Annotated in this window: 31 protein-coding genes; 13 read left to right on the forward strand and 18 right to left on the reverse strand. The window is 60.0% G+C overall.

The annotated features are described in order from the left end of the window. Positions 1-151: 151 nt before the first annotated feature. Both J2X71_RS01650 and J2X71_RS01655 read right to left on the reverse strand, forming a co-directional pair. Complete coding sequence (locus J2X71_RS01650) at positions 152-637, reverse strand: peroxiredoxin (RefSeq protein ID WP_310378372.1); 486 nt, start codon at positions 635-637, stop codon at positions 152-154. A gap of 68 nt (positions 638-705) precedes the next feature. Then, positions 706-1,545 (reverse strand): protein-disulfide reductase DsbD domain-containing protein, encoded by an 840-nt coding sequence (locus J2X71_RS01655; protein WP_405049675.1) that lies wholly within the window; start codon positions 1,543-1,545, stop codon positions 706-708. Between the two features lie 141 nt (positions 1,546-1,686). Here J2X71_RS01655 and J2X71_RS01660 point away from each other — a divergent pair, with 141 nt between their 5' ends. The 3 genes from J2X71_RS01660 (at position 1,687) to J2X71_RS01670 (ending at position 3,736) form a co-directional block, all read left to right on the forward strand. Then, positions 1,687-2,292, forward strand: coding sequence for a YqgE/AlgH family protein (locus tag J2X71_RS01660; RefSeq protein ID WP_007818010.1), 606 nt, complete (start codon positions 1,687-1,689; stop codon positions 2,290-2,292). Positions 2,293-2,381: 89 nt separating this feature from the next. Further along, the gene (locus tag J2X71_RS01665) at positions 2,382-2,573 is read left to right on the forward strand and encodes a CsbD family protein (protein WP_037105617.1); all 192 of its coding nucleotides are present in this window, start codon (positions 2,382-2,384) and stop codon (positions 2,571-2,573) included. A gap of 86 nt (positions 2,574-2,659) precedes the next feature. Next, entirely contained in the window at positions 2,660-3,736 is a 1,077-nt protein-coding gene (locus tag J2X71_RS01670) for a putative zinc-binding metallopeptidase (RefSeq protein ID WP_310378378.1), read from the forward strand. Here J2X71_RS01670 and rnhA read toward each other — a convergent pair whose 3' ends face one another. From rnhA to J2X71_RS01695, 5 genes are all read right to left on the reverse strand, one after another. Continuing rightward, the gene (gene rnhA, locus J2X71_RS01675) at positions 3,737-4,189 is read right to left on the reverse strand and encodes a ribonuclease HI (RefSeq protein ID WP_310378380.1); all 453 of its coding nucleotides are present in this window, start codon (positions 4,187-4,189) and stop codon (positions 3,737-3,739) included. It lies immediately after the preceding gene. Next, the gene (locus J2X71_RS01680) at positions 4,186-5,151 is read right to left on the reverse strand and encodes a homoserine kinase (protein ID WP_113323083.1); all 966 of its coding nucleotides are present in this window, start codon (positions 5,149-5,151) and stop codon (positions 4,186-4,188) included. The genes rnhA and J2X71_RS01680 overlap by 4 nt, the downstream gene beginning before the upstream one ends. Before the next feature lie 65 nt (positions 5,152-5,216). After that, the gene (ispH, locus tag J2X71_RS01685) at positions 5,217-6,221 is read right to left on the reverse strand and encodes a 4-hydroxy-3-methylbut-2-enyl diphosphate reductase (protein ID WP_113323082.1); all 1,005 of its coding nucleotides are present in this window, start codon (positions 6,219-6,221) and stop codon (positions 5,217-5,219) included. Between the two features lie 61 nt (positions 6,222-6,282). Next, a complete protein-coding gene (locus J2X71_RS01690) occupies positions 6,283-7,035 on the reverse strand; it encodes an SURF1 family protein (protein ID WP_310378385.1) in 753 nt (250 codons plus the stop codon). After that, complete coding sequence (locus J2X71_RS01695; RefSeq protein ID WP_007817996.1) at positions 7,028-7,408, reverse strand: DUF983 domain-containing protein; 381 nt, start codon at positions 7,406-7,408, stop codon at positions 7,028-7,030. Before J2X71_RS01695 ends, J2X71_RS01690 begins: the two co-directional genes overlap by 8 nt. Positions 7,409-7,534: 126 nt before the next feature. Between J2X71_RS01695 and J2X71_RS01700 the strand changes: the two genes are divergently transcribed. Beyond that, positions 7,535-8,176: a phosphotransferase-like protein gene (locus J2X71_RS01700; protein ID WP_310378388.1), complete on the forward strand. Its 642-nt coding sequence runs from the start codon at positions 7,535-7,537 to the stop codon at positions 8,174-8,176. A gap of 180 nt (positions 8,177-8,356) precedes the next feature. Here the strand turns inward: J2X71_RS01700 and J2X71_RS01705 are convergent, their stop codons facing one another. Genes J2X71_RS01705 through coxB form a run of 6 tightly spaced genes read right to left on the reverse strand, consistent with a single transcriptional unit; the run spans position 8,357 to position 13,649 of the window. Beyond that, on the reverse strand, positions 8,357-9,235 hold the full coding sequence (locus J2X71_RS01705; protein WP_113323078.1) for a cytochrome c oxidase subunit 3: 879 nt from the start codon (positions 9,233-9,235) through the stop codon (positions 8,357-8,359). A gap of 57 nt (positions 9,236-9,292) precedes the next feature. Beyond that, positions 9,293-9,898, reverse strand: a complete 606-nt coding sequence (locus J2X71_RS01710) for a cytochrome c oxidase assembly protein (RefSeq protein WP_113323077.1) — start codon at positions 9,896-9,898, stop codon at positions 9,293-9,295. 4 nt (positions 9,899-9,902) lie between these two features. After that, positions 9,903-10,040: a hypothetical protein gene (locus J2X71_RS01715; RefSeq protein ID WP_007817987.1), complete on the reverse strand. Its 138-nt coding sequence runs from the start codon at positions 10,038-10,040 to the stop codon at positions 9,903-9,905. Continuing rightward, the gene (locus J2X71_RS01720; protein ID WP_037105949.1) at positions 10,040-10,996 is read right to left on the reverse strand and encodes a heme o synthase; all 957 of its coding nucleotides are present in this window, start codon (positions 10,994-10,996) and stop codon (positions 10,040-10,042) included. Before J2X71_RS01720 ends, J2X71_RS01715 begins: the two co-directional genes overlap by 1 nt. A 39-nt stretch (positions 10,997-11,035) precedes the next feature. Further along, positions 11,036-12,739, reverse strand: a complete 1,704-nt coding sequence (ctaD, locus tag J2X71_RS01725; protein WP_310378391.1) for a cytochrome c oxidase subunit I — start codon at positions 12,737-12,739, stop codon at positions 11,036-11,038. Between the two features lie 16 nt (positions 12,740-12,755). Beyond that, on the reverse strand, positions 12,756-13,649 hold the full coding sequence (gene coxB, locus J2X71_RS01730) for a cytochrome c oxidase subunit II (RefSeq protein ID WP_310378394.1): 894 nt from the start codon (positions 13,647-13,649) through the stop codon (positions 12,756-12,758). Positions 13,650-13,963: 314 nt separating this feature from the next. Here coxB and J2X71_RS01735 point away from each other — a divergent pair, with 314 nt between their 5' ends. The 4 genes from J2X71_RS01735 (at position 13,964) to maiA (ending at position 17,294) form a co-directional block, all read left to right on the forward strand. Continuing rightward, positions 13,964-14,626 carry an invasion associated locus B family protein gene (locus J2X71_RS01735; protein WP_310378396.1) on the forward strand — a complete coding sequence of 221 codons (663 nt, stop codon included), beginning with the start codon at positions 13,964-13,966 and terminating at the stop codon, positions 14,624-14,626. Between the two features lie 81 nt (positions 14,627-14,707). Continuing rightward, complete coding sequence (tldD, locus tag J2X71_RS01740) at positions 14,708-16,123, forward strand: metalloprotease TldD (RefSeq protein ID WP_310378398.1); 1,416 nt, start codon at positions 14,708-14,710, stop codon at positions 16,121-16,123. A 12-nt stretch (positions 16,124-16,135) separates the two neighbouring features. Then, complete coding sequence (locus J2X71_RS01745; protein ID WP_310378400.1) at positions 16,136-16,627, forward strand: GNAT family N-acetyltransferase; 492 nt, start codon at positions 16,136-16,138, stop codon at positions 16,625-16,627. 22 nt (positions 16,628-16,649) lie between these two features. Then, entirely contained in the window at positions 16,650-17,294 is a 645-nt protein-coding gene (gene maiA / locus J2X71_RS01750; RefSeq protein WP_310378403.1) for a maleylacetoacetate isomerase, read from the forward strand. Between the two features lies 1 nt (position 17,295). On the opposite strand, the gene J2X71_RS01755 is transcribed toward maiA, so the two are convergent. The 3 genes from J2X71_RS01755 to J2X71_RS01765 form a co-directional block, all read right to left on the reverse strand. After that, positions 17,296-17,859 (reverse strand): hypothetical protein, encoded by a 564-nt coding sequence (locus J2X71_RS01755; protein ID WP_310378405.1) that lies wholly within the window; start codon positions 17,857-17,859, stop codon positions 17,296-17,298. A 29-nt stretch (positions 17,860-17,888) separates the two neighbouring features. After that, entirely contained in the window at positions 17,889-18,206 is a 318-nt protein-coding gene (locus J2X71_RS01760) for a pyrophosphatase (protein WP_310378407.1), read from the reverse strand. Between the two features lie 62 nt (positions 18,207-18,268). Then, entirely contained in the window at positions 18,269-19,555 is a 1,287-nt protein-coding gene (locus J2X71_RS01765) for a D-alanyl-D-alanine carboxypeptidase family protein (protein ID WP_310378409.1), read from the reverse strand. A 233-nt stretch (positions 19,556-19,788) separates the two neighbouring features. Here J2X71_RS01765 and J2X71_RS01770 point away from each other — a divergent pair, with 233 nt between their 5' ends. Next, on the forward strand, positions 19,789-20,823 hold the full coding sequence (locus J2X71_RS01770; RefSeq protein ID WP_310378411.1) for a polysaccharide deacetylase family protein: 1,035 nt from the start codon (positions 19,789-19,791) through the stop codon (positions 20,821-20,823). Between the two features lie 5 nt (positions 20,824-20,828). On the opposite strand, the gene pdxH is transcribed toward J2X71_RS01770, so the two are convergent. Then, positions 20,829-21,449 carry a pyridoxamine 5'-phosphate oxidase gene (gene pdxH, locus J2X71_RS01775; RefSeq protein ID WP_310378412.1) on the reverse strand — a complete coding sequence of 207 codons (621 nt, stop codon included), beginning with the start codon at positions 21,447-21,449 and terminating at the stop codon, positions 20,829-20,831. A gap of 64 nt (positions 21,450-21,513) precedes the next feature. Here pdxH and J2X71_RS01780 point away from each other — a divergent pair, with 64 nt between their 5' ends. From J2X71_RS01780 to J2X71_RS01795, 4 genes are all read left to right on the forward strand, one after another. After that, positions 21,514-21,972 (forward strand): RT0821/Lpp0805 family surface protein, encoded by a 459-nt coding sequence (locus tag J2X71_RS01780; protein ID WP_007817961.1) that lies wholly within the window; start codon positions 21,514-21,516, stop codon positions 21,970-21,972. A 287-nt stretch (positions 21,973-22,259) separates the two neighbouring features. After that, positions 22,260-23,429 (forward strand): DnaJ C-terminal domain-containing protein, encoded by a 1,170-nt coding sequence (locus J2X71_RS01785; RefSeq protein WP_310378414.1) that lies wholly within the window; start codon positions 22,260-22,262, stop codon positions 23,427-23,429. Positions 23,430-23,551: 122 nt separating this feature from the next. Next, entirely contained in the window at positions 23,552-24,370 is an 819-nt protein-coding gene (fabI, locus tag J2X71_RS01790) for an enoyl-ACP reductase FabI (protein ID WP_007817957.1), read from the forward strand. Positions 24,371-24,400: 30 nt separating this feature from the next. Then, a complete protein-coding gene (locus tag J2X71_RS01795; RefSeq protein ID WP_310378418.1) occupies positions 24,401-24,991 on the forward strand; it encodes a histidine phosphatase family protein in 591 nt (196 codons plus the stop codon). A 16-nt stretch (positions 24,992-25,007) separates the two neighbouring features. On the opposite strand, the gene J2X71_RS01800 is transcribed toward J2X71_RS01795, so the two are convergent. Further along, complete coding sequence (locus J2X71_RS01800) at positions 25,008-25,268, reverse strand: DUF1344 domain-containing protein (protein WP_310378420.1); 261 nt, start codon at positions 25,266-25,268, stop codon at positions 25,008-25,010. Positions 25,269-25,369 lie beyond the last annotated feature (101 nt).

Genomic DNA, 25,369 nt, shown 5'->3' on the forward strand with positions numbered 1-25,369 from the left:
TTATGTTATAACAATTATGGCAAGAATGAGGCGGGGCCGCTCTTGATGCAATACGGTGGATGCCCAGCGCGACATTGATGCTTGCTTGGGCGATCAAAATTAAAAGGGGCGCCAGAAGGCGCCCTTGCGAAACAACGGGAGCTTTTCCGGCTCAGAGCTGTTCGAGCATCGCCGCAGCACCGGAAACCGTTGCCTGACCAGGCGTTTCCTCGACGTTGAGCGACTTCACCACGCCATCTTCGACCAGCATGGAATAGCGCTTGGAGCGGACACCAAGGCCACCGCCGGAGAGATCGGCATCGAGACCGACTGCCTTGGTGAACCCGGCATCCCAGTCGGCGAGGAAATGAATCTTGCCGAGGCCGCCCGAAGACTGCGCCCAGGCGCCCATGACATGCCAGTCGTTGACGGCGAGAACGGCGATGTCGTCAACGCCCTTGGCGAGGATGGCATCACGGTTTTCCAGATAGCCCGGCAGATGGTTCAGCGAACAGGTGGGCGTGAAAGCGCCGGGTACGGCGAAGAGCACGACGCGCTTGCCGGCAAAGAGCTGTTCGGTGGTGGTTTCGACCGGGCCGTCGGCGGTCTTTTCCTTGAAGGTGGCGGCAGGAAGCTTGTCGCCGATCGCGATGGTCATGGATTTTCTCCTCGGTTCTGGCTGGTTGCGGCAAGACCGCATAGGGATTGAGGGACTATAAGATGCGGTCAATCAAAGGCAAGCGTGGTTTCTATGGCGCGGGCGCCGTTAACGATGAGCACCCCCCACTGCTTGCCCTTGATATCGTAGTTTTTCGGTAGCTTTCCGATGGCTATATCGGCGGAATAGGCCTTGCCGCTGCGCCCCACATTCATCTGCTTGGTGAAGGCATAGCCGCTCGGGCCGGTGACGATGATTTCGGGCGTTCCATTCCCTGCTTCCGGCAGAGTAACTTTCAGCGAGAGTTGCTTCAGGTCGGGTGACATCCCGTGTGCCACGACCTCGAAATCGGCAGACGGCGCTTCGGGAAGGCGGCCAGCGGCGCTCTGAAGGATCATTTCCTCCTGCGGGCGCGACTGGGCGACAGTACCAAATTTCAATGAGAGCTGCGCCTGGAACGGAATGCAGATATCCTTGCAGATGCCGATGAAAGCGGTGGCGTCGAGAACGACCGGTCCCACTTTCGAAGCCGTTAGCGATAATGGCAGGGTCACCGGCGTCTCATAGCCGATATCCTCGACCTTGCCGCTGGAGATATGTTTCGGAACGGGATAGGAAATGGCGTCCAGCGTTACACCGCTTTGCGGTGCGATGGTGATCTGCGGCGGGATGCCATTATTGCCCGGTTCACGCCAATAGGTGATCCAGCCAGGCTTCGGCTCAATCTGCAGGCCTGCCCTTATATGGCCATCAGCGTCCGGCGGCAGCGCCACGAGACGCATGCGGCCACCCTCGTTCTCCGCCCAGTCGCTCATTTCCGCATGCGCCTGGCGCAGCAATCCGAGCATGGACGCAGCCGAAATGACTGCAATTAATGGCGCGCGCGCGAGCAATGAAATAACTCTCATGGAACAAGGGTTTACCGAAACTTGCCAATTGCCGCCAGAAGTCCCGCCCATATAAATCTTCATTTTCAGTTGATTGATTTGTGACATTGCCCCATGTTTCTCTTGTCGGAGCCTTTGTGCGGTCTGGCGGCAGGAGGAACCATGTCCCTAGCAACGCTGAAGAACAGACGGGAACGCGGATTTTTCGACGGTCAGTTCCTGATCGCCATGCCCGGCATGGAGGATCGCAACTTCGCACGCACAGTGATTTATATCTGCGCCCATTCGGATGCAGGCGCCATGGGCTTTGTCATCAATCGCCCGCAGAGCCTGACCTTCACCGATGTCCTGCTTCATCTCGACATGATCAAGCAGGAAGATTCCATCGTGCTGCCGAAAGATGCGCGGGAGTTTCCGATCCAGACTGGTGGGCCGGTCGAGAGCGGTCGTGGTTTCGTGTTGCATTCCGACGATTATGTCAGCGATTCCTCCATCCCCGTCAGCGACGATATCTGCCTGACGGCAACGCTCGATATCGTGCGCGCCATCTCCAAGGGCGGCGGTCCCAAGCGGGCCACCATGCTGCTCGGCTATTCCTCCTGGGGTGCGGGCCAGCTCGAAAACGAGGTGGCCTCCAATGGCTGGCTCAATTGCGCGGCCAATGAGGAGTTGATCTTCGATCGCTGCCTCGATGACAAGTATGAGCGGGCGCTTGCCAGCATGGGTATCACGCCTGCCATGCTTTCGGCCGAAGCCGGCCACGCCTGACTGCATCATTCCGGAACGAAACTCGTTCACTGGCGTTTCCTGTCGGCAAACACGGATACTCCGTCCGTGATCCGAGAGGAGACATACACATGGGTAGCACTGGCGACAAGATTTCCGGCAAGGTCAACGAGATGGCCGGCAAGGCGAAGAAGACGGCCGGCAAGGCCACCGGCAACCGCGAAATGCAGGCCAAAGGCGGCATGCAGGAAGCCAAGGGCAAGGCCCAGGTCGCGAGCGGCAAGGTCAAGGACAAGCTGAAGGGCGCTGTCGACCGGCTCTGACGCCCCATCTTATTCATAGGTGCAATGCCTGTCGCATCAGTGTGCGGCGGGCATTTTCCATCATATCCTGCCTGTAGGGGGCTGCCATGAGGCTGTTTGCCTGCGACAATTGCGATCAGGTCATCCATTTCGACAACAGGCAGTGCGTGCGCTGCAATCATCGCCTCGGCTTCTTTGCGCGCGATCTTTCCATGCATGCGTTGGAATCGCGCCACGAGACGAACTGGCAGGTCGTCTCCGATCCGAACCGGCTTGTGCAGTTCTGCGCCAATGCGGGCCTCGACATCTGCAACTGGCTGGTCGATGACAACAATGATTTTTGCATCGCCTGCCGGCATAACCGGCTGGTGCCGAATACCGACACGCAAGATGGTATCGACCGCTGGCGCCGCATCAGCCAGGCGCAGCGCCACCTCTTCTATTCGCTACTGCGTTGGAACTTGCCGCATCCCAACCGGCAGGAAGACCCGCAAGGCGGCCTCGTTTTCGATTTTCTTGAAGACACCGTGCAAAATGACGGCAATCTCGTACCGGCCATCACCGGCCATGAAGACGGGCTGATCGCGATCCGCGCAGCGGAAGCAGACGACGTGACCCGCGAGCAGGCGCGCATGGCGATGGATGAACCCTATCGCACGCTGCTCGGCCATTTCCGCCACGAGACCGGGCACTTCGTCTGGAACAAGCTGGTCCGCGATCGCAATGGATTCGATGAATTCCGCGCAGTCTTCGGCGATGAGCGGCAGGACTATGGCGCCGCATTACAGGATCGCTATGCCAACGGTCCAGTTGCGGGCTGGCAGGCGACCTTCATCAGCGCCTATGCCTCCGTTCACCCTTGGGAAGATTTCGCAGAATGCTTCGCGCACTACCTGCACATCGTCGATACGCTGGAAACGGCGCGTGGCTTCGGCATCGCGATTGATCCGCGCGGGCATGAAGAGATCGCTGGTGAAGTGGATTTCAATCCCTATCGGGCGCAGAGCGCCGAACAGCTTGTCGGCGCCTGGGTGCCGCTCAGCCTTGCGATCAACGCGATCCAGCGCAGCATGGGACAGCCGGATTCCTATCCCTTCGTGCTGTCTCCCCCTGTCGTGACAAAGCTCGAATATATGCACCGGTTGATACGGAATGCTGCGGCAGAGCAGCGGCAGGCGGCCTGATCAGCCTGCCTTCTTGCTCTTCTTGAAAGGCTCCATACCCTTGCGGGCGAGTTCATCAGCGCGCTCGTTTTCGGGATGGCCGGCATGGCCCTTGACCCAATGGAGCGTCACCTTGTGCCGGCTGCGGGCCTCTTCCAGCGCCTGCCAGAGTTCCGCATTCTTCACCGGCTTGTTGTCCGATGTCCTCCATCCGTTCTTTTTCCAGCCGAAGATCCATTTGGAAATGCCGTCTTTGACATAGGCGCTGTCGGTGTAGAGATCGACCTCGCAGGGCTCCTTCAGGGCAGTCAGTGCGGAGATGGCAGCGAGGAGCTCCATGCGATTGTTGGTGGTTTCAGCCTCGCCGCCGGAGAGTTCCCTCTCGACCTCGCCGTAGCGCAGCACAGCGCCCCACCCACCGGGGCCGGGGTTGCCGGAGCATGCCCCGTCGGTGAAGATATCGATGTGCTTCATAGGCTCAGTCCATATTCGGCGGGCGAGGAAATCTGGCGGTGGAAGCGCAGCTTGCGCAGATATTCCAGCGGATCCTTCTTGGTGACCATCGCGCCCTCGGGCGTCGTCAGCCAGTCGTAGAGACGGGTCAGGAAGAAGCGCAGCGCCGAGCCACGGGAGAGAACCGGCAGAGCTTTAATCTCCGCCTCGCTCAGCGGCCGTACGCTCTGGTACCCTTCCAGCATCTGCATGCCCTTGGTGATGTTGTAGGCGCCATCCTTCTCGAAGCACCAGGCATTGAGGCAGATCGAAACGTCATAGGCGAGCAGATCGTTGCAGGCGAAATAGAAATCGATGAGGCCCGAGAGCTCGTCGCCGAGGAAGAAGACGTTGTCAGGGAAAAGATCGGCGTGGATGACGCCAGCCGGCAAATCCTTCGGCCAATAGGCCCGCAGGAAATTGAGATCACTGCGGATCTCGTTCTGCAATCCGGGCTCGACCTCGTCGGCGCGCGCCTCGGATTTGTCCCAGAGCGTCTGCCAGCCTTCCAGCGACAAGGCATTCGGCCGCGTCAGTGCAAAACCTTCACCAGCAACATGCATCTGCGCCAGCGCCTTGCCGACTTCGCGGCAGTGTTTGGCTTCCGGCTTTCTGAGCCACATGCCTTCAAGGAAGGAGATGAGTGCGGCGGGACGGCCCGACAGAGTGCCGAGCAGCGCGCCGTCCTTGCGCGGCAGCGGCAGCGGGCAGGACAGGCCGCCGGCAGACAGATGCTGCATCAGGCCGAGGAAGAAGGGCAGATCGCTCTTTTCCACCCGCTTTTCGTAAAGCGTCAGGATGAGCGGCGCCTTGGATGTGTGCAGCAGGAAATTGGAATTCTCCACGCCTTCCGCGATGCCCTTGTAAGAGAGCAGCGTACCGGCATCATATTCGGTGAGAAACCATTTCAGATCGTCTTCGGCGATATCGGTATAAACTGCCAAGGTGGGTATCTCACTGTAGAAGCGGTGTCATCAGATAGGCAGGGCAGAGGGGTAGCCCCCTCACCTCATTCCCCGTTCACGAATGCCATGTCAGCCGTCGTCAATTCAAGGCTGCGCAGTTCGCGATTGACGAGGAAGTGCTCGTTTTCCTGCACGGTTTCGGCAAGCTCGACGCGGGCATCGAAGCGTGTGCGGAAGGCCTCGATGATCTCGTTGACGATCACTTCCGGGGCAGAAGCACCGGCGGACAGGCCGAGCGTGGCAATCGGGCCGATCTCATCCCAGTCGAGCTCTGAAGCACGCTGCACGAGGATCGACTTCTTCGCGCCTGCCCGGAGTGCCACTTCGACGAGCCGCTTGGAATTGGACGAATTCGGCGCGCCGACAATGATGAACAGATCGCAGCCGGGGGCTGCTTCCTTCACCACTTCCTGGCGGTTGGTCGTGGCATAGCAGATGGAATCAGCGGCCGGAGCCTGTAGCTTGGGGAAGCGCTCTTCCAGCCGTTTGATGACGCCGGCGGTATCGTCGACCGAAAGCGTCGTCTGCGTGACATAGCCGAGATTATCGGGATCGACCGGCTGATAAACGTCCGCATCCTCGACAGTTTCGATGAGCGAAACAGTGCCTTCGGGCAACTGACCCATGGTGCCGATCACTTCGGGATGACCGGCGTGGCCGATCAGGACGACATGGCGGCCGAGGCGATTATGGCGCATCGCCTGCTTGTGGACCTTGGAGACCAGCGGACAGGTTGCGTCGAGATAGAAGAGGTTGCGGGCATTCGCATCCTCGGGCACGGATTTCGGCACGCCATGGGCGGAAAAGACGACCGGCTGGGCACGATGTTCCGCCGGGATCTCGTCAAGCTCCTCGACGAAGACCGCTCCCTTGGCTTCCAACCCTTCCACGACATAGCGGTTATGGACGATCTCGTGGCGGACATATACAGGCGCGCCGTAAGCCTTCAGCGCCAGCACGACGATCTGGATCGCCCGATCGACGCCGGCGCAGAAGCCGCGCGGACCGCAGAGCCTGATCGTCAACGGAGGTTTTGCCGCAATGTTCATAACATACCCAGGTTAAGCTTCAGGGACCTCTAACCCAATATGGGTCGGAATTGAAGCGATACTATTGCGCTGCACCCTTGCGGGGACGGAACCAGGAGATGGCGACGACAACGAGCAGCACCGCAGCCAGCCCGTACCAGGTGAAAGCATATTGCAGATGGTCGTTCGGCAGATCGACCTGCGTGACGCCGCCGATCGGAAAGCCCGCCGGGTTGGGCGTGGAATCGGCATCGAGGAAGAAGGGTAAGACATCAGCCTTGTCGAGGTCGACGCTCGACGCCATCACATCAAGATCTTTCCAGTAGAAGATATTCTTCGCTACGTCGTTGTCAGGCACGAGCGAGGAGGGTTTGCCGGGGAGTTTGGCACGCGCGAGGCCGGTTACCGTCTGCTGGTCCGTCAACTGGCCCTGCATCCGCATTTCCGGCTCCTTGTTCTCATAGGGAACGAAGCCTCTGTTGACGAAGAGGTAGCGCCCATCCGCGAGCTGCAGCGGCGTATAGATGTAATAGCCGGTCTGGCCACGCCAGGTGGCGAAGAAATGGCGCTCCTTGTTGTTGATGTAGCGGCCGGTGGCCGTGACCGTGCGATACTCGATGTCGCCGCCCTGAGCGGCCATGGCCTCGATATCGGCAAGCGGAACCGGGGCTGCGGCTCGGCGCTCGGCTATATCGGCGAGCAGGCCTTCCTTCCAGTGAAGACGCTCCACCTGCCAGGTGCCGAGCGAGATCAGGATGGCGAGCGCAATGAGAACGGTTATGCCGGTAAACACCGGCAGCTTGCGGCACGGGGCCGGACTCTCGATGTCAGTCACTTAGGCGTCCCTCGCGGGCATTATGGCGATATTGCATGGCGATGAGGATGCCCTTGCACCAGCGCAACGCCAGCAGGGAGAGTATGATTGTGAGCGGAGCAAAGAGCAGAATGTGAACCCAGATCGGTGGCGCATAATTGACCTGCAGCCAGAGCACCGAACCGATGATGATGAAGCCGACGATGAGGATAACGAAGACGGCGGGACCATCGCCTGCATCGGCGAAGGAATAATCCAGCCCGCAGGCGGCGCAGTTCGGTTTCAGGCCGAGCACGCCATCGAAGAGCTGCCCATGACCGCAGCGCGGGCAGCATCCCTTGATGCCGGTCTTGACCGGATCGACCGGTGGAAATTGTGCGCTATCTTCGTTCATGCCGATCTCCATGCAGGCGGCTTTTCGTCGTCTGCCTTAACTCTCCCATAAAGTATTCGCATCCCGAATGGAAATACCTGCGCGATTTCGCCTCAGCGATTCGCGCCAAACAGAAGAAGAAGACTGATGACCAACGACAGCCATGCCGGACAGATCATTATCCTGAACGGCGCACCGCGAAGCGGCAAATCCAGCATTGCACGCGCAATCCAGGAAGAATTCGAGGGGCCGTGGATCAACCTCGGCGTCGATACCTATAATTCCATGACGCCGAAGCGCTACCTGCCCGGTATCGGATTGAGGCCCGGCGGCGAGCGGCCGGATCTCGAAGAACTCGTGCCGTTCCTCTATGCAGCGCTTTATGAATCGATCGCCATCCATGCCGGATTGGGGCTCAACGTCGTCGCCGACCTCGGCCACCACGACAGCTACTCGCAGCCACTCGGCATCCTCGGCGACTGCGCCAGACGACTGGACGGTTTTCCCGTGCTGTTCGTCGGCGTCAGATGTCCGATCGAGACGATCATGCAGCGGCGGGAAATCGCGGAGGACGGGCGTGAGACCCTCTACCTGCGCGCCACCGGGGAGGCACCCGTGCCGGAACCAGTACAGCGTTGGCAGGACGAGGTGCATCGCCCCGGCCTCTACGACATGGAGGTTGATACATCCGTGCTGACGGCGCTCGAATGCGCCGAGGCGATCCGCCATCAGCTGGACCTCGGCATTCCCGAGCCTTCGGCCTTCGAGAAGCTGGCTGGTCAACGGTAAGACAAAGAGCCAGAGCAATTCCAGCGAAAGTGCGCGACGGTTTTGCATCCGGAATTGCGCGGAAACAAAGAGATAGAGCATTTTCGCGTTTCGAAGAAAGACGGAAATGCTCTGTCGCCGAGACAAAGAAAAAGGCGGGGCCAGTGGCACCCGCCTTTTTTGATTTCTATCCGGCCTCGATCAGCCTGCCGCAACCGGTGCGCCCCAGCCGCCCCAAACGTAGATGCAGAAGAACAGGAACAGCCAGACGACGTCGACGAAGTGCCAGTACCAGGCAGCCGCCTCGAAGCCGAAGTGCTGCTTCGGCGTAAAGTCACCGCGCAGCGCACGAAGGAGGCAGACCAGCAGGAAGATGGTGCCGACCAGAACATGGAAGCCGTGGAAACCGGTGGCCATGAAGAAGGTCGCGCCGTAGATCGAGTTGCGGAACTCGAACGGAGCATGGGCATATTCATAGGCCTGGACGGAGGAGAAGAGCACGCCGAGCAGGACCGTCAGCGTCAGGCCCTGGATAAGGCCCTTGCGGTCGTTGTGCAGCAGAGCGTGGTGAGCCCAGGTGACCGTCGTGCCCGAGAGCAGCAGGATGACGGTGTTGTAGATCGGCAGGTGCCAGGGATCGAGAACCTCGATGCCCTTCGGCGGCCAGACACCGCCGGTATAGGCAAGGCGCGAAGCCTGGATGGCCTCGTGCGGAAAGAGGCTGGCGTCGAAATAGGCCCAGAACCAGGCGACGAAGAACATCACTTCCGAAGCGATGAACATGATCATGCCATAGCGCAGGTGCAGCGACACGACGCGTGTATGGGCGCCCTCGTGGGCTTCCTTCACGGTGTCGGACCACCAGCCGTACATGACGTAGAAAACAACAGCCAGCCCGATGAAGAAGAGCCACGGATGCGCCCATTCGATACCGAAAACATGCAGCGAGCCGCCGTTCAGGTAGCGCATGTAGCCGACGCCGCCAAAGGCCATCAGGAATGCGCCGAGCGAGGCCAGTATCGGCCACGGGCTCGGAGCTATGATGTGATAGTCGTGATTCTTCTGATGAGCATCGGCCATGTCAGATCCCCGGTGTCTTCCTTCTCCGCTTCCGGCACGGCCGGAAACACTCCTCAATCAAAGTTTCTTTTCAGCCTGTCCCGTCCCATCCTCATTCGAAGCCACCGGCTTCGGACCCTCTTTAGGATAGAACGTGTATGACAGCGTGACCGTGTGAATGCTTTTCGATTCAGCGGCCTTGGTAATTTCCGGATCGATGTAGAACACGACCGGCATTTCAAGCTTCTCGCCCGGCTTCAGGTCCGTTTCATTAAAGCAGAAACATTGCACCTTGTTGAAATAGGCGCCCGCTTCGCCCGGCGTCACGTTGAAGATCGCCTGGCCACGCTGGGTTTCGTTGGAACGGTTTTCGGCGATGAAATTGACCTGGATGGTCTCGCCGATCTTCGGATTGACCTCGCGCTCGACCGGCTTGAATTCCCATTGCAGGCCGGGAGCGACGTTGGCGTCGAAGGTGACACGCATCGTACGGTCGAGAATGACGCTGGAAACCTGATCAACACGCTGTGTCGTGCCGTTATAGCCGGTCACCTGGCAGAAGAGCCGATAGAGCGGCACGGCGGCATAGCTTGCCGCGCCCATACCGACGACGAAGCTCAGGCACATGAAGACGACGGCAGCGTTGTTGCGCGGCTTCTTCGGTGTGTTGACGGCGTCGCTCATCTCATCAGCCTCCATGTCCGAGGAACTTGACGATGGTGATGACGTAAAAAAGGATTACCAGACCGGCGAGCACGACGCCGAGCGCAATGTTGCGATTGCGGCGCGACTTGCGTTGCGCTTCAGTAAGCTTGACCAATTCCATCAGAACGAGCCTCCTGCATACGAGGCCAGCATGGCGACCAGCCGGTCGAGCATCAGCGCGGAGAACACGGCGAAGAGATAGAAGATCGAGAAGCCGAACAGCTTCTTCGCCGGGATCATCTTGAGATCGCCGTCGGGCATGCGCCAGACGGCGATGGAACAGTATATGAAGACCGCACCGAGTGCCGCGGCCACCACGCCATAACCGACACTGGCAAAGCCGAGGAAGGTCGGCAGCACCGCGCATATGGCCGTCAGCACGGCATAGGCAACGATCTGGTGCTTGGTGGTGCGCTCACCGGACACGTTCGGCAGCATCGGCACGCCAACCGCTTCGTAATCTCGCATCTTGAAGAGGGCAAGCGCCCAGAAATGCGCCGGTGTCCACAGGAAGATGATGAGGAAGAGGACGGTGCTTTCGATCGTGACGGAATTCGTCACGCAGGCCCAGCCGATCATCGGCGGAAAGGCGCCGGCCGCGCCACCGATGACGATGTTCTGCGGCGTCGAGCGCTTCAGCCACATCGTGTAGATGACGGCATAGAAGAAGATGGTGAAGGCAAGGATCGAGGCCGACAGCCAATTGACCGCGAGGCCCAGGATCGTCACCGAGAAGCAGGAGAGCACGAGGCCGAAGGCCAGGGCTTCCTTGGGCTTGATGCGGCCGGCCGGGATCGGGCGCTTGGCGGTGCGGCTCATGACGGCGTCGATGTCGGCGTCATACCACATGTTCAGTGCACCCGATGCGCCTGCACCGACGGCAATGCAGAGAATGGCGATCAGGCCGAGAACGGGGTTGATGTGGTCCGGCGCCAGCACCAGGCCGGCAAAGGCCGTGAAGACCACGAGTGACATGACCCGCGGCTTCAGAAGCTCGAAATAATCGCGTGCACTGGCTTCCGACAGGCGAAAATCGCCGTCTTCAGCAAGAGCCTCGTGATTGTCGATTACCGTCATCATTCCGTCCTGAATTCCTCAATCGCCAGATCCGGCATCTTACTTGATGCGCGGAAGCTGTTCCCACTGATGGTAGGGCGGCGGCGAAGGCAGCTGCCACTCGAGGGTCGTTGCGCCCTCACCCCACGGATTGTCACCGGCAACGCGCTTCTTGGCGAAGGCTTCCCAGACACCGACGAGGAAGATGATCACGCCGACGAAGGAGATGTAGGAGCCGATCGACGAGACATAATTCCAGCCGGCAAATGCATCCGGATAGTCGATGTAGCGGCGCGGCATGCCGGCGAGGCCGAGGAAATGCTGCGGGAAGAACACCAGGTTCACGCCGATGAACATGACCCAGAAGTGCAGCTTGCCAAGGAACTCGCTATACATGTAGCCGGTCATCTTCGGGAACCAGTAATACCAGGCAGCGAAGATGGCGAAGACGGCGCCGAGCGACAGAACGTAGTGGAAGTGAGCCACGACGTAATAGGTGTCATGCAGCGAGCGGTCCAGGCCGGCGTTTGCGAGCTGGACACCCGTGACACCACCGACGGTGAAGAGGAAGATGAAGCCGATCGCCCAGATCATCGGCGTGCGGAAGCTGATAGAGCCACCCCACATCGTCGCGATCCAGGAGAAGATCTTCACGCCGGTCGGAACGGCGATGACCATCGTCGCGAAGACGAAGTAGCGCTGCGCGTCGAGCGACAGGCCGACCGTGTACATGTGGTGAGCCCAGACGACGAAGCCGACGGCGCCGATGGCGACCATGGCATAGGCCATGCCGAGGTAACCAAAGACCGGCTTCTTCGAGAAGGTCGATACGATGTGGCTGACTATGCCGAAGCCCGGCAGGATCAGGATGTAGACTTCCGGATGACCGAAGAACCAGAACAGGTGCTGGTAGAGGATCGGGTCACCGCCGCCTTCCGGCGCGAAGAAGGCTGTGCCGAAGTTACGGTCGGTGAGCACCATGGTGATGGCGCCAGCCAGAACCGGCAGCGAGAGCAGCAGCAGGAAGGCGGTGATCAGCACGGCCCAGGCAAAGAGCGGCATCTTGTGCAGCGTCATGCCGGGAGCGCGCATGTTGAGGATAGTGGTGATGAAGTTGATCGCACCGAGGATCGACGAGGCACCGGCAATGTGCAGCGAGAAGATCGCAAGGTCGACTGCCGGACCCGGCTGACCGCCGACTGCGAGCGGCGGATACATGGTCCAGCCACCGCCTGCGCCGTATGCACCGGCCGGGCCTTCGACGAACATCGAGATGACCAGCAGCAGGAAGGCCGGAACGATCAGCCAGAAGGAGATATTGTTCAGACGCGGGAAGGCCATATCAGGTGCGCCGATCATGATCGGCACCATCCAGTTGGCGAAACCGCCGATCATCGCCGGCATGACCATGAAGAAGATCATGATCAGCGCGTGAGCGGTGGTGAAGACGTTGAACATGTGCTTGGCGCCATCGATGGCAGCATCGCCTTCGAAGCCGTAGACCATGGAGGCCAGGCCGTGGAAGATCTGGATGCCCGGCTCCTGCAGCTCCATGCGCATGGCAACGGAGAGAAGGCCGCCGACGATACCGGCGAAGATCGCGAAGATCAGGTAGAGCGTGCCGATATCCTTGTGGTTCGTGGAGAAGAACCAGCGATCGGCAAAGCTCGGCGTATGAGAGTGATCGTGATGGTCGTCATGCGCGTGAGCGTCATGAGCGTGGTGATCATGAGAATGATCGTCGTGAGCGGAAGGTCCAGCCATTGTCCCGATCCCTATCTTACTTTGCGACGTTTTCAGCGACATCAACGGTCTTTGCGAGACCATCGGCGGCGGCGATCAGTGTCTTGTAGGCGCCGGGCAAGTCACTGGCGGCCGAAGCCAGCCACTGCTTGTACTTGTCCTCGGAGACGACGCGGATGGCGATCGGCATGAACGCATGGTCCTTGCCGCAAAGCTCGGAACACTGGCCGTAGAAGAGGCCTTCGCGCTCGGCGCGGAACCAGGTTTCGTTCAGGCGGCCCGGAACGGCGTCGATCTTGACACCGAAGGACGGCATGGCGAAAGCGTGGATGACGTCGGTCGGCGCGGCGGTGACGAGAACGCGAACGGTCTTGTTGACTGGCAGCACGAGTTCGTTGTCGACGGCGAGCAGGCGCGGATAGACGGAAAGATCGGTCTTGCCCGCAGCGGCACGATCCGGCTCCTTCAGAAGATAGGAGTCGAAGGCGACAGGCGTTTCGCCCGAACCTTCATATTCATAGTTCCACTGCCACTGGGTCGCGGTCGCCTTGATGGTCACATCAGGGTTTTCCGGCAGGGTGAGCTGCGCGGTCAACAGGGTAAAGGAGGGAATGGCAAGGAAGAGAAGTACCAAGACCGGCCCCACGGTCCAGATGACTTCGATCACCGTATTGTGGCTCGTCTTGGAGGGAACCGGGTTTGCCGAAGCACGGAACTTGAAACAGACGACCAGAAGGAGAACGAGAACAAACAGCGTGATCGGAACGATGAACCACAGCGTGTATTGTTCGAACCAGTGGATCTCCCGCATGATCGGCGTCGCTGCCGGCTGCAGGGTAGCCTGCCACGGCATCGGCTGATCGGCATATGTGCCGGAAGCAAAAAGCAGACAGACCAGCGCGGTCAGAGCTGCAAAAGCCTTCTTAATCACCTTGTAATCTCCCTCGAGCGCTGATCTGCATCAAATCGGACGCAGAATCCTTGCCATCTTCTGCGCTTCAAACCACAGTTTGGCATCCGCCGCAACAGGCAGAAGCAATTGTCTATGCGGCATATTTGCTCAAAGACTGCCTCCTCAGCCACGGCAAAACATTGCAAGCTTTTCATCAGCATACGAAAAACGCGCTTCAGGGCCAATCCGCCGGCTGCACATTCTTTTGGCGAGGTCCTATTTCTGCCGCAGTCCCCCGGTTTTCACGGGGTGGGGCTTTTCATTTTCTGTGGGCAGCTTCACAAATAGCGGCAATGATTCGATATCCAGAGGTTTTCATGGGTTTCCGTTCCCTCGCGCGGTCTTTTGTACTGACCGCGGGCATCGCGACCGCCGCGACGAGCCCCGTTTTCGCTCAGCAGACGCCGACGCCCGCGCAGTCGCGTCCCGCCGCGCCTGCTCCGAAGCCCGCCCCGACACAGCAGCCCGCGCCGTCAACGACGCCGAACGTCGAGCAGGTGACGCCTAGCCAGGCGCAGCCACCGGCACCCGGCACGGTCCGTTCCAACCATGGCGCATGGTCCGTCGTCTGCGACAAGCCGGCAGGCGCTTCGACCGAGCAGTGCGCGCTGATGCAGAATGTCATCGCCGAAGACCGTCCGGAAGTAGGCCTGTCCGTCGTCGTCCTGAAGACGGCTGACCGCAAGTCGAAGATCCTGCGCGTGCTGGCACCGCTCGGCGTGCTGTTGCCGAACGGCCTCGGCCTCAATGTCGACGGCAAGGATATCGGCCGCGCCTATTTCGTGCGCTGCTTCGCCGACGGCTGCTATGCCGAAGTCGTTCTTGAAGACGAGTTACTCAAGACCTTCCGCAGCGGCGCGCAGGCGACCTTCATCGTCTTCCAGACGCCGGAAGAAGGCATCGGCATTCCCGTCGACCTCAAGGGGTTCGCGGAAGGCTATGACGCCCTGCCCTGATTTGGCGGGGCTTGCTCGCGCAGCACAACAGACCTACATCGGCTATTGAGCATTACCGCTCTTCTTGCGGAGCATAAAACCATGACCACCGATCTCCTGACGCTTTTCGATGCCGATGAAGCGACGATGCGCAAGCTTGTTGCCGAGGCGCTTTCCGGCGCCGATGACGGCGAGCTCTTCATCGAGCATGCGCAGGCGGAATCGCTGACCTTCGACAACGGTCGCCTCAAGGGCGGCAGCTTCAACACCGAACAGGGTTTTGGCCTGCGCGCAGTGGCGGGCGAAGCTGTCGGCTACGCGCATGCGGGCGATCTCTCCGTCACAGCGCTGAAGCGGGCGGCCGACGCGGTCGGCGCCGTCACGCGCGGCTATTCCGGCAGCTATGCTGCTGCGCCCCAGGGCACGAACCGCAAGCTCTATACAGACGAGAACCCGATCGGTTCACCAACCTTCGAGGAGAAGGTGAAGGTGCTGACCGATATCGATGCCTATCTGCGCGGCAAGAACGACAAGGTGCGGCAGGTCACGGCTTCGGTGGCGGCAAGCTGGCAGGTGGTCGATATCCTGCGCGCCGATGGCCATCGCGTACACGACATCCGTCCCATGACGCGTATCAACATCTCCGTCATGGTTGGCGAAGGCGACCGGCAGGAAAGCGGCTCTTATGGCCAGGGCGGACGCATCGGTTTCGGCGATTTCATCGCGACCGGAAGCTGGCAGCACGGCGCCGACGAAGCGCTGCGGCAGGCACTCGTCAATCTCGAAGCGATCGATGCGCCGGCAGGCACGATGGATGTCGTGCTCGGCTCCGGCTGGCCGGGCGTCATGCTGCACGAGGCCGTGGGCCATGGCCTCGAAGGCGACTTCAACCGCAAGAAAACATCTGCCTTTGCGGGCCTCCTCGGCCAGATGGTAGCGGCACCGGGCGTGACCGTCGTCGACGACGGCACGATCGACAGCCGCCGCGGCTCTATCACCATCGACGATGAAGGCACGCCGTCCGCCTACAACGTGCTGATCGAAAACGGCAAGCTCGTCGGCTACATGCAGGACCGGCAGAACGCCCGGCTGATGGGCATGGCGCCGACCGGCAACGGCCGCCGCCAAGGCTATGCGCATGTGCCAATGCCGCGTATGACCAACACCTATATGCTCGGCGGCGACAAGCCGCCGGAAGAGATCATCTCTTCGGTCAAGAAGGGCGTCTATGCCGTCTCCTTCGGTGGCGGCCAGGTGGATATCACATCGGGCAAATTCGTCTTCGGCTGCACCGAGGCCTATCTTATCGAGAACGGCAAGATTGGCGCACCGATCAAGGGCGCCATGCTGATCGGCAACGGCCCGGATGCGATGAAGCGTGTGTCCATGATCGGCAACGACATGAAGCTCGATACCGGCATCGGCAATTGCGGCAAGGCAGGCCAGTGGGTGCCTGTCGGCGTCGGCCAGCCGCATCTGCGCATGGATCAGGTGACCGTCGGCGGCACTCAGGCCTGAGGCGGTACTTTCATGGTCGAAATCGAGATCAGAACCTTCGCTCCTGACGATGCCGACGGCGTGATCTCGGTCATCCTGCCGATCCAGCGCGAGGAATTCGACATCGACATCACCGCCGACGCGCAGCCGGACCTGCGCGTCATTCCCGACTTCTACCAGTCGGGCAAGGGTCAATTTTGGGTCGCAGTGAAGGATGGCGCCATTGTCGGCACGGTCGGCCTCAAGGATATCGGCAACAACCAGGCGGCTCTTCGGAAGATGTTCGTGGCCGCCGAGGTGCGAGGCCGCGAACATGGTGTGGCCAACCGGCTGCTCGCGGCGCTCTTTGCTCATGCCGGTGAAGTCGGCGTAACCGACATCTTCCTCGGCACGACGGACAAGTTCGTTGCAGCGCACCGGTTCTATGAGAAGAACGGGTTTGCTGAGATTACCGAGAGCGCCCTGCCGCGCTCGTTCCCGCTGATGGCGGTGGACAGCAAGTTCTACCAATATAAGCTCGGCTGACTCGAGCTTTCAGAAGGTTTTGATGCGGCTGATCTCGCGATGGCAGAATTCGGCAGGGGAGAGGGTGCGGATCGCGCTCAATCTCAAAGGTATTTCCTATCGCTACATTCCCGTCGGATCGCTTGAAGCCGGCGAATATCACCGACTCAATCCGCAGGGGCTTCTGCCTGCGCTGGATATCGGCGGCCACGTCGTGCCACAGTCGTCGGCCATCCTCGCCTACATAGAGGAGAGCTATCCCGACCCGAGCCTCCTACCGGAGGATCCGGTGCTGCGTGCGCAGGCAAGAGGTTTTGCGGCCCATATTGCTTCAGAGATGCACTCCCTGACGGTCCAGCGCGTCCGGCGTTTCCTGATGGACGAGCGCGGCGGCGGCGAGGCAGAGGTAAAGCGATGGGCGCAGCACTGGCTCGGTCTTGGCTTCACCGCACTCGAAGAAACGCTCGCGAAGCGCGAAATCCAGTCGCCCTTCTGTTTCGGCAACCGTCCCGGCTGGGCTGACCTGCATCTCGTTCCGCAGATGAGCAATGCCCGTCGTCTTGGCCACGATCTTTCGCCCTATCCCCTATTGCTTTCGGTCGAGCAGCGCTGCGTGGTGCTTGAGGCATTCCGGTCGGCAAGGCCGGAGGCGCAACCAGATTTCCCGAAGCCGGATGACCTCGCTTAAATTATGCCACTAAGCCGAATGAGTGGATTCTTTGAAATACCGATCGATAATTGATGCCGCATCGTTTGGCCGAATAGCTCTTGATCTGATCCAACGGAACGAAAATCGTCCTCGGCAGTATCCCCCAGTTCCAGATGAAAAGATCACTCAAAAGTTTTGGATCGGCGTCATCTCGAACGACCAGTCGCAGTGTTCTCTCCCGCGTGCGTGCCCGATTCACCTTGCTGATTTGGCTGATCGACCGCCAGCCAAGGCTGACCGACAGCCCCTGATGCTGGATGCCTTCGGATGATAAGACGACGATCGGCCTGCAGAAGGTGATCTTCGAGCCTCGGTAGATCGAGCGGGTGAGTTGAACCGGCATGAAGACGAGAGCAAGACCGGCCATGAGTGCAGGGAAAGCCTGGACGTCTATTGCACTGCTGGTGATCAGGACAAGGACGGCGCAAATCACGGCATTTAACGCAACGATCGTCCAATATTTCCAGACATTTTTCCAAACTTCCAGCCGCGCCGGGTCACCGACGAGATCCACGGAAGCGCTCGCCTGCCCTATCCAGCGCATGTATGTGTCCCATCCCCAAACGACACGGGTTAGCTCTCCCACGTTCGCGCCGGCTTAAATTTCCATTTCCGCTCGATCGCAGCGGAGAGATCGATGTCATGGCGACGGGCGAAAAGCAGCAGGTGGCCGAGGATATCGGCCGTCTCGTCCGCAAGGTCGAGTTCCATCTCCTCGGGCGAGCGGCCTTTGGCACGGCCGCGGCCAGTCAGGCGGTTCCAAGCCTGGGTCAACTCGCCCATCTCCTCCTGCAGTTTCAGCAGAAACCAGTCGGCATCACGCTCAATGTCGTTGGCGGCGGCGTAAGCCGAGGATGATGTTTCGAACTGGTCGGCGAGGCGCTGCAGCATGACGTTCTCCTTTTGTTTATGAGGAGAGCGCCGATTCCCGGAAATTGTCCAGAGTAGCCAGCTCAGCCCTGGTTCGGCAGAAGCATGCAGTCGTATGAGCGCTTCTTCAGGGCATCGCAGGCGGAGGTCGCATCTTCCTTGCTCTGGAAGCCGACGAAACGGGCGCGGTAAATCGTGCCAGGCCCCTTCCCCACAGCTTCGGTGTACGGCGAGGCGGAAACGAGCGGCGCACCTGCCTCGGACTGGGCCTGCGCAAGAAGCGCGCGGGCAGCATCGGCGCTCGGAGCAGCCGAGATCTGGATTTGCCAGCCACCTGCCTTGCCGACTGGCGCTTTAGGCGCCTTGCCGGCATTCATGATCTCGTCCATTGCCGCCGGGCGCTCCAACGGGATAACGCCGTTATCGGCATAACCGAGCGCCTTCGGTGCGGGTGCTGCTGCCTCGCCCGCAACGCGCGGCGCGATCGCCGGCGCGGGAACATCGGCCTCATCCGCGGCCGAGGCGACCTCGACCTGCTGTTTTGCATTGATGCTGGCGGTCAGCTTGGCGCCGCCGGAGGAGGCACGTCCCATATAGCGGTCGAACAACCCGGCCATCTTGGCGTCGCGGCTGCGGGCCGTGCGGCCGCCAAGTACCACGCCGACCACGCGGCGATTGCCGTCCTTCACGGCGCTGACGATGTTGAAGCCGGAGGCATTTGTATAACCGGTTTTGATGCCGTCCATGCCCTGGTAGCGATACATGAGATTATTGTGGCCACGGATGGTCTGGCCACGGAAATTGAAGCTTGCAATGGAGAAGAGACGATATTCGCTGGGATAATTCTTCAGCAGCGCCACAGCGAGCGTGGACATGTCGCGCGCAGTCGTGATCTGACGCGCGTCCGGCAGGCCAGATGCATTGACAAAGACCGTGCGGCTCATGCCGAGCTGGCGGGCCTTCTGGGTCATAAGCCGGGCGAAATTGCTTTCCGAACCGCCGAGCTTTTCACCGATGGCGGCAGCAGCATCGTTGGCCGACTTGACGATCATGCCATAGACCGCCTCACGCACGGTAATCGTGCCGCCCGCTTTCACGCCGAGCTTCGTCGGCGGACGGGAGGCCGCATATTTCGACATGATGATCGGTGTATCCCAAGTGATCTTGCCGCGATTGAGCGCCTCGAAGGTGAGATAGAGCGTCATCATCTTCGTCAGCGAGGCCGGATGGTTCAGCGTGTCACCGTTTTCGGACGCAAGGACCTTGCCGGTGCGGGCATCGAGCACGAGGGAGGCGCTTCCGGCAAAGGCCGCAACAGGTGCAGTAATTGCCAGCGTCGCGGTCAAAATGGCTGCCAAAAGCCTTCTCATGCACTTCCCCTCATTATATCCGGCGAGTCGCTACAACCGGAATTATGTCCCGTATTGTGACAGATGCCCACAATCTGGCGCGACTTTGAGGCAACGCCCAAGTTTTTTCCAAGCTTTTGTTTCGCTTGGTTAAAGGCCGGTAAATAAACCGCTTTCCAACCGGGATTCAGCAAGGTTTAACGGCGGCATTGATAGTCTGTGTGACACGATTACAAAGCGGGGTCACGGAAAAAATGGGGCAGTGGAAGCGGCGTCTGAAGCGCATCGCGATCGGCGGCGGGCTGGAAGCGGCCTGGCTGGCAAATGCCGCCGGGCTCATGAAAGAGGCCTGCGGACGCGTCGTCATCTTCACACTCCATCATGTACGCCCGCATATCGCACAACCGTTCGAGCCAAACCAACATCTTGAAATCACGCCGGAATTTCTAGACGCGGCGCTTCGGCGGCTGAAGCGGAGCGGCTATCGTTTCGTGCCGCTCGATGCGGTGCCCTCCCTATTGTCGGACCCGCAGGACGATCGCCTGTTCGCCGCCTTCACGCTGGATGATGGGTATCGCAACAATTTCGTCCATGCCCTGCCCGTTTTCGAACGGCATGGCGCACCCTTTACGGTTTTCATTGCGCAAGGCTTTGCCGAAGGCTCGCACAGCATCTGGTGGGAGACGCTGGCGCTGCTGCTCGGCAGGGAGAACAGCATCGAGTTCAATTTCGGCCGGGGCAGAGAGAGGCTGGCGCTCGATACGCCCGTCCGGAAATGGGACGCCTTCGACCGGCTTGCCGAGTTTATCCACAGGCAGGACGAAAGCCGCGCCATCTCGGAGGTGGATGCACTGGCGCGGCGCCACGGTATAGAGCCGGTCGATATCACGCGGGAACTGGTCATGGAGCCGCCGGAATTGCGCGAGCTCGCGGCAAGCCCGCTCGCCAGTCTCGGCGCCCATACGATCAGCCATCGGGCGCTTGCCCGCCTGCCGCATGCGGAAGCTCGGATCGAGATGGAAATCTCGGCCGATTATGTCGAGTCGATCACCGGCACCCGCCCCCGGACGATCGCTTTTCCCTACGGCACGCCCGAGGCAGCAACGGGCCGCGAAGCGGACCTTGCGGCAAAGCTCGGATTTGCCGTCGCGGTAACAACGCAGCCAGGCTTTCCGACCGCAAGCTTGCCCACCTATATGCCGCGCATCTCACTCAACGGCTTTTACCAAAAGCCACGCTATGTTTCGGCGCTCGCTTCCGGCATTCCATTGAAACTGCTCGGGAAATAAGCCCTTTACGGATACATTCGCACCTTGTCCCAGGCCCCCTCAGGCGTCGGTCGGCGAAACTCGATACGGTCGTGCAGTCGGAACTTCTGGTCTTTCCAGAACTCGATCGAGGTCGGGCGGATCCGGAAGCCGGACCAGTAAGACGGGCGCGGGATGTCGCCGATGGCGTAACGCGCCGTATATTCGGCAACGGCCTTTTCCAGCGCGAAGCGGCTTTCGAGCGGGCGCGACTGCTTGGAAGCCCAGGCGCCGATACGGCTGCCGCGGGCGCGGGTCGCAAAATAAGCGTCGGCCTCGGCATCGGTGACCAATTCGACAGGGCCGCGAATGCGCACCTGGCGGCGCAGCGTTTTCCAGTGGAAACACATGGCGGCTTTCTTCTGCCCCAAGATTTCGCGACCTTTCCGGCTCTCGAAATTCGTGTAGAAGACGAATCCGTCGGTATCGAAACCCTTCAGGAGAACCATGCGGACATTGGGCAGCCCATCTTCATCGACCGTCGCGAGCGCGACAGCATTGGGGTCGTTGACTTCGGAAGCCTCCGCCTCCTTCAGCCATTCCCCAAAGAGCTTGAAGGGCTCTTCACTTTCGGTAAAGTCACCACCTGTTAACCCGTTTTCCGACATATTAATTCAAATCCCGCGGTTTATGAAAACTGACCCAGCTTTCGATGCTGGGGAAGGATACAGGGTGGAAGTCATAGCAAAGACACATCGCCATACAAAGGGTTCGCTGCGCCGCAGCTTCAGGCTCTCCATCGTCGGTATCGCGATTCTGTCACTTTCCGGCTGCGTGGCCGGAGGGTTCGATTTCCTGAGTTCGTCAAAGGTGGATCGTTCGGTTGCGACCGGCACGGTGCCGCAGCCAGCGCCCAGCACCGATACGCTTTCCGACGAGATGACGGTACGCAACGCCGTGACGTCTGCCGATATCCAGAAGCTCGAAGGACAGCCGCTTCCATGGGCCAATGCGTCCACCGGCAGCGCCGGCATCATCGACACGATCGTCGAGAATAATGACGCCGGCCAGGTTTGCCGCCAGTTCCGCACGACGCGGCATTCCTATGTCGGCATCGCCAAATTCTACGGCAAGACCTGCCTTGTCGGTGGCGGCAACTGGCAGCTTCTGAGCTTCCAGCCGGAAAGCTGATCCCACTGTCCACCTGTTCCGGCACGATGCGCCCCTGACACGTCAGGGTTAATGCGCCGTGCCGATTCGCCTCAATGTTTAGTGAAAGGCTAACCATTCGCGGCAAAACACCCCATATCCAACTTCGGAAATAAGAAGTGATTAGCAACTCTACCGCACGATCGCCCAACGAGCGGGTTTTCCTGTCGCGAGAGCGAACCGGACGGCGCGTCATGAGTTGAGATTCGGTTTCCGGGAACGGCCACGAGGAACATGCCTCCCGGATTGCGACAGCGGTGGTGCGAACAATGCGTGATCCATACAAGGTGCTGGGCGTCAAGCGTGACGCAGGAGCAGACGAAATCAAGACTGCCTGGCGCAACATGGCCAAGGCCGTGCATCCTGATCACAATCAGGGCGACCCGACGGCGACCGCACGTTTCGCCGAGATCGGCCGCGCCTATGAAACGTTGAAAGATCCGAGAAAGCGTAATCTCTTCGACAGCGCCGTGCGCATGGCAGAAGCCAAGAAGCAGGAGCAGACGATCATGCAGCAGCGCCAGACTGCCCGTGAGGCCGCCGTCCGCGCCAAGGCCGCGCAGGCCAATGCCGAGCGCGTGATGGAAGAGCTTGCGCGCGCCAATGCCAATGCGCAGAAGGCCGCAGCAGCAGGTGCCAAACAGCAGCAGGCAGGCACAACCGAAGCCGCAGAAGAGATGGTCGAACGCATTTTTGGCGCCCAGGCGCAATCGCACGCCCAGCAGGCACATTCTCAGCAAGCACAAGCCAGGCCGCATGCAGCCGAGGCGGCCAAGCAGCCGGAACAGGAAACAGCGGAATCCGAAACCGCCAGGGCGGAGGACGAGCAGACCGAGTCCACCACCGGCACTGGCGCCAACATGTCCCTGCCGCTCAGCCTGCTGACCTCGCTCGTGCGCCGCTTCACCGGCGCCGGCCAGCCAGGCCTTGAGAAGGCGCCGGATGAAGTGGCGACCGCAACCGTGACGATCGAAGACATCATGAAGGGAAGCTGGACGACAGTTTCCCTTCCGGAGGGCCGCGAAGTCGGCTTCGCCCTTCCGGCCGGCACGACTGAAGGCCATCAGGTCCGGCTCAAGGGGCAAGGATTCAAGCTGCCGGGCATGCAGCGCGGTGACGCCGTCATCAATATCCACATCGCGCCCGATCCGCGCTTCACCGTCGATGGTTTCGACGTGCATGCCGTGCTGCCGCTCAACATCGAAAACGCGGTGCTCGGCACCGAGGCACGCGTTGACGGTCCGCAGGGACCGCTCAATGTGACGATCCCTGCCTGGTCCGGCTCCGACAAGACGATCCGTATTCCCGACCAAGGCCTGCCCAACGACAGCGGCGGAAAAGGCGATCTCGTCGTCGAATTGCGTATTATGTTGTGGGAAAAACCCGACGCTAAAGTCACGGATCTCATGCGGAGCATGCGTGAAGGGCTGTTTTTATGAAATTTCGGTGACAATCGCACCCTTTGTTACGATCCCTAACAGTTGATGATCTTGGGCCTGCTTGAACCGATTAACGGCCTATGCCATAGGCAGGACCATCAGAATTCCTAGGGAAGCGAAATATGGCTCAAGCATCCGGCCTCATGGCAGGCAAACGCGGCGTCATCATGGGTGTCGCCAACAATCGTTCGATTGCGTGGGGTATTGCCAAGGCCATTCATGCGCAGGGCGGAGAAGTTGCCTTCACTTACCAGGGCGATGCCTTGAAGAAGCGCGTGGAGCCGCTGGCTGCCGAAATCGGCGCCGTCATGGTCGGCCATTGCGATGTCAGCGATGAATCCACGATCGATGCCGTTTTCGAAAACGTCGAGAAGCTGTGGGGCAAGATCGATTTTATCGTGCACGCGATCGGCTTTTCCGACAAGGACGAGCTAACGGGCCGTTACGTCGATACGTCGGCCGACAACTTCGCAAAGACCATGCAGATCTCCGTCTACTCCTTCACCTCGGTCGCTCGCCGCGCGGAGAAGCTGATGACGGAAGGCGGCTCGATGCTCACCCTCACCTATTACGGTGCTGAGAAGGTGATGCCGAACTACAATGTCATGGGCGTCGCCAAGGCGGCTCTTGAAGCCAGCGTGAAGTATCTCGCCGTCGACCTCGGACCGAAAAACATCCGTGTTAACGCCGTTTCGGCAGGCCCGATCAAGACGCTTGCTGCCTCCGGCATCGGCGATTTCCGCTACATCCTCAAGTGGAACGAGTATAATGCGCCGTTGCGCCGTACCGTGACCATCGAGGAAGTGGGCGATGTCGGCCTCTACCTTCTCTCGGACCTGTCCCGTTCGGTGACGGGTGAAGTACATCATGCCGACAGCGGCTATCATGTCATCGGCATGAAGGCTGTGGACGCGCCTGATATTTCTGTCATCAAGGACTGAGGCGTCCTCCCCCAAGCGGAGCCGATCCCCGTGCTTATCTATGTGATCAGACACGGCCAGACCGACTGGAATGCGGAACGCCGTCTGCAGGGGCAGAAGGATATTCCGATCAATGCGATCGGTCGCGAACAGGCAAAACAGAACGGGATCGCCCTTGCGGCGGTCCTGAAGGGCGAAGATACGGAATTCGATTTCGTCGCAAGCCCGCTCGGGCGTACGCGCGAAACCATGGAGATCATGCGATCGGCCATGGGGCTCCCGTCCGAGGACTACCGAACCGACGAACGTCTGGTCGAAGTCTCCTTTGGCGACTGGGAAGGCTACACGCTCAAGCAGCTCAGGGCCTCGCAGGCAGAGAGAGTGACAGAACGCAACATCAACAAGTGGGATTTCATTCCGCCGGGCGAAGATGCGGAAAGCTACGAGATCATGTCGTGGCGGACCGGCGCATGGCTGAATTCAGTCGACCGGCCGACCGTCTGCGTCACCCATGGCGGCGTCATCAGAAGCTTGTTCAAGATAATCTCCAACCTGCCGAAGGACGTCGCCTCTGAGGGCGAAATCCCGCAGGACCGGATTTTGAAAATCGAGACGTCGCAGAGCCTGATCGGCTGGATCTAGCCCAAATGCGGCTTGCTTACTTGACGATGTCGAGATCGTTGATGACGCGCTTGCCGTCGACTTCCGTATAGAAAATCACCACCTTGACGCCGGCCCTCAGGCCTTCGAAATCGAATTCCTCGGGCGCCTGATAGGTCTTGCCATCATCGAGCGTCAGGACAAGATTGGCCGTATCGACCTTCTTGATCGTCGCCTCGACATCGGCGCTCTCGGCAAAACTGCTCATGGGCGAAAGAAAATTTGCCGTGGCCAGAAGCGTAGCAATAACGAAACGCATGTCGGCAATCCCTTTGAAACGCTGCCATTGATATCGAGTGGCCACAGATAAACTCCTGAATATGGCGAAAATTGCCCGGAAGAATGGCTTTCGGCGCCCAA

The sequence above is a fragment of the Rhizobium sp. 1399 genome, from assembly GCF_031455475.1.
In the GTDB taxonomy this organism is placed as follows: domain Bacteria; phylum Pseudomonadota; class Alphaproteobacteria; order Rhizobiales; family Rhizobiaceae; genus Rhizobium.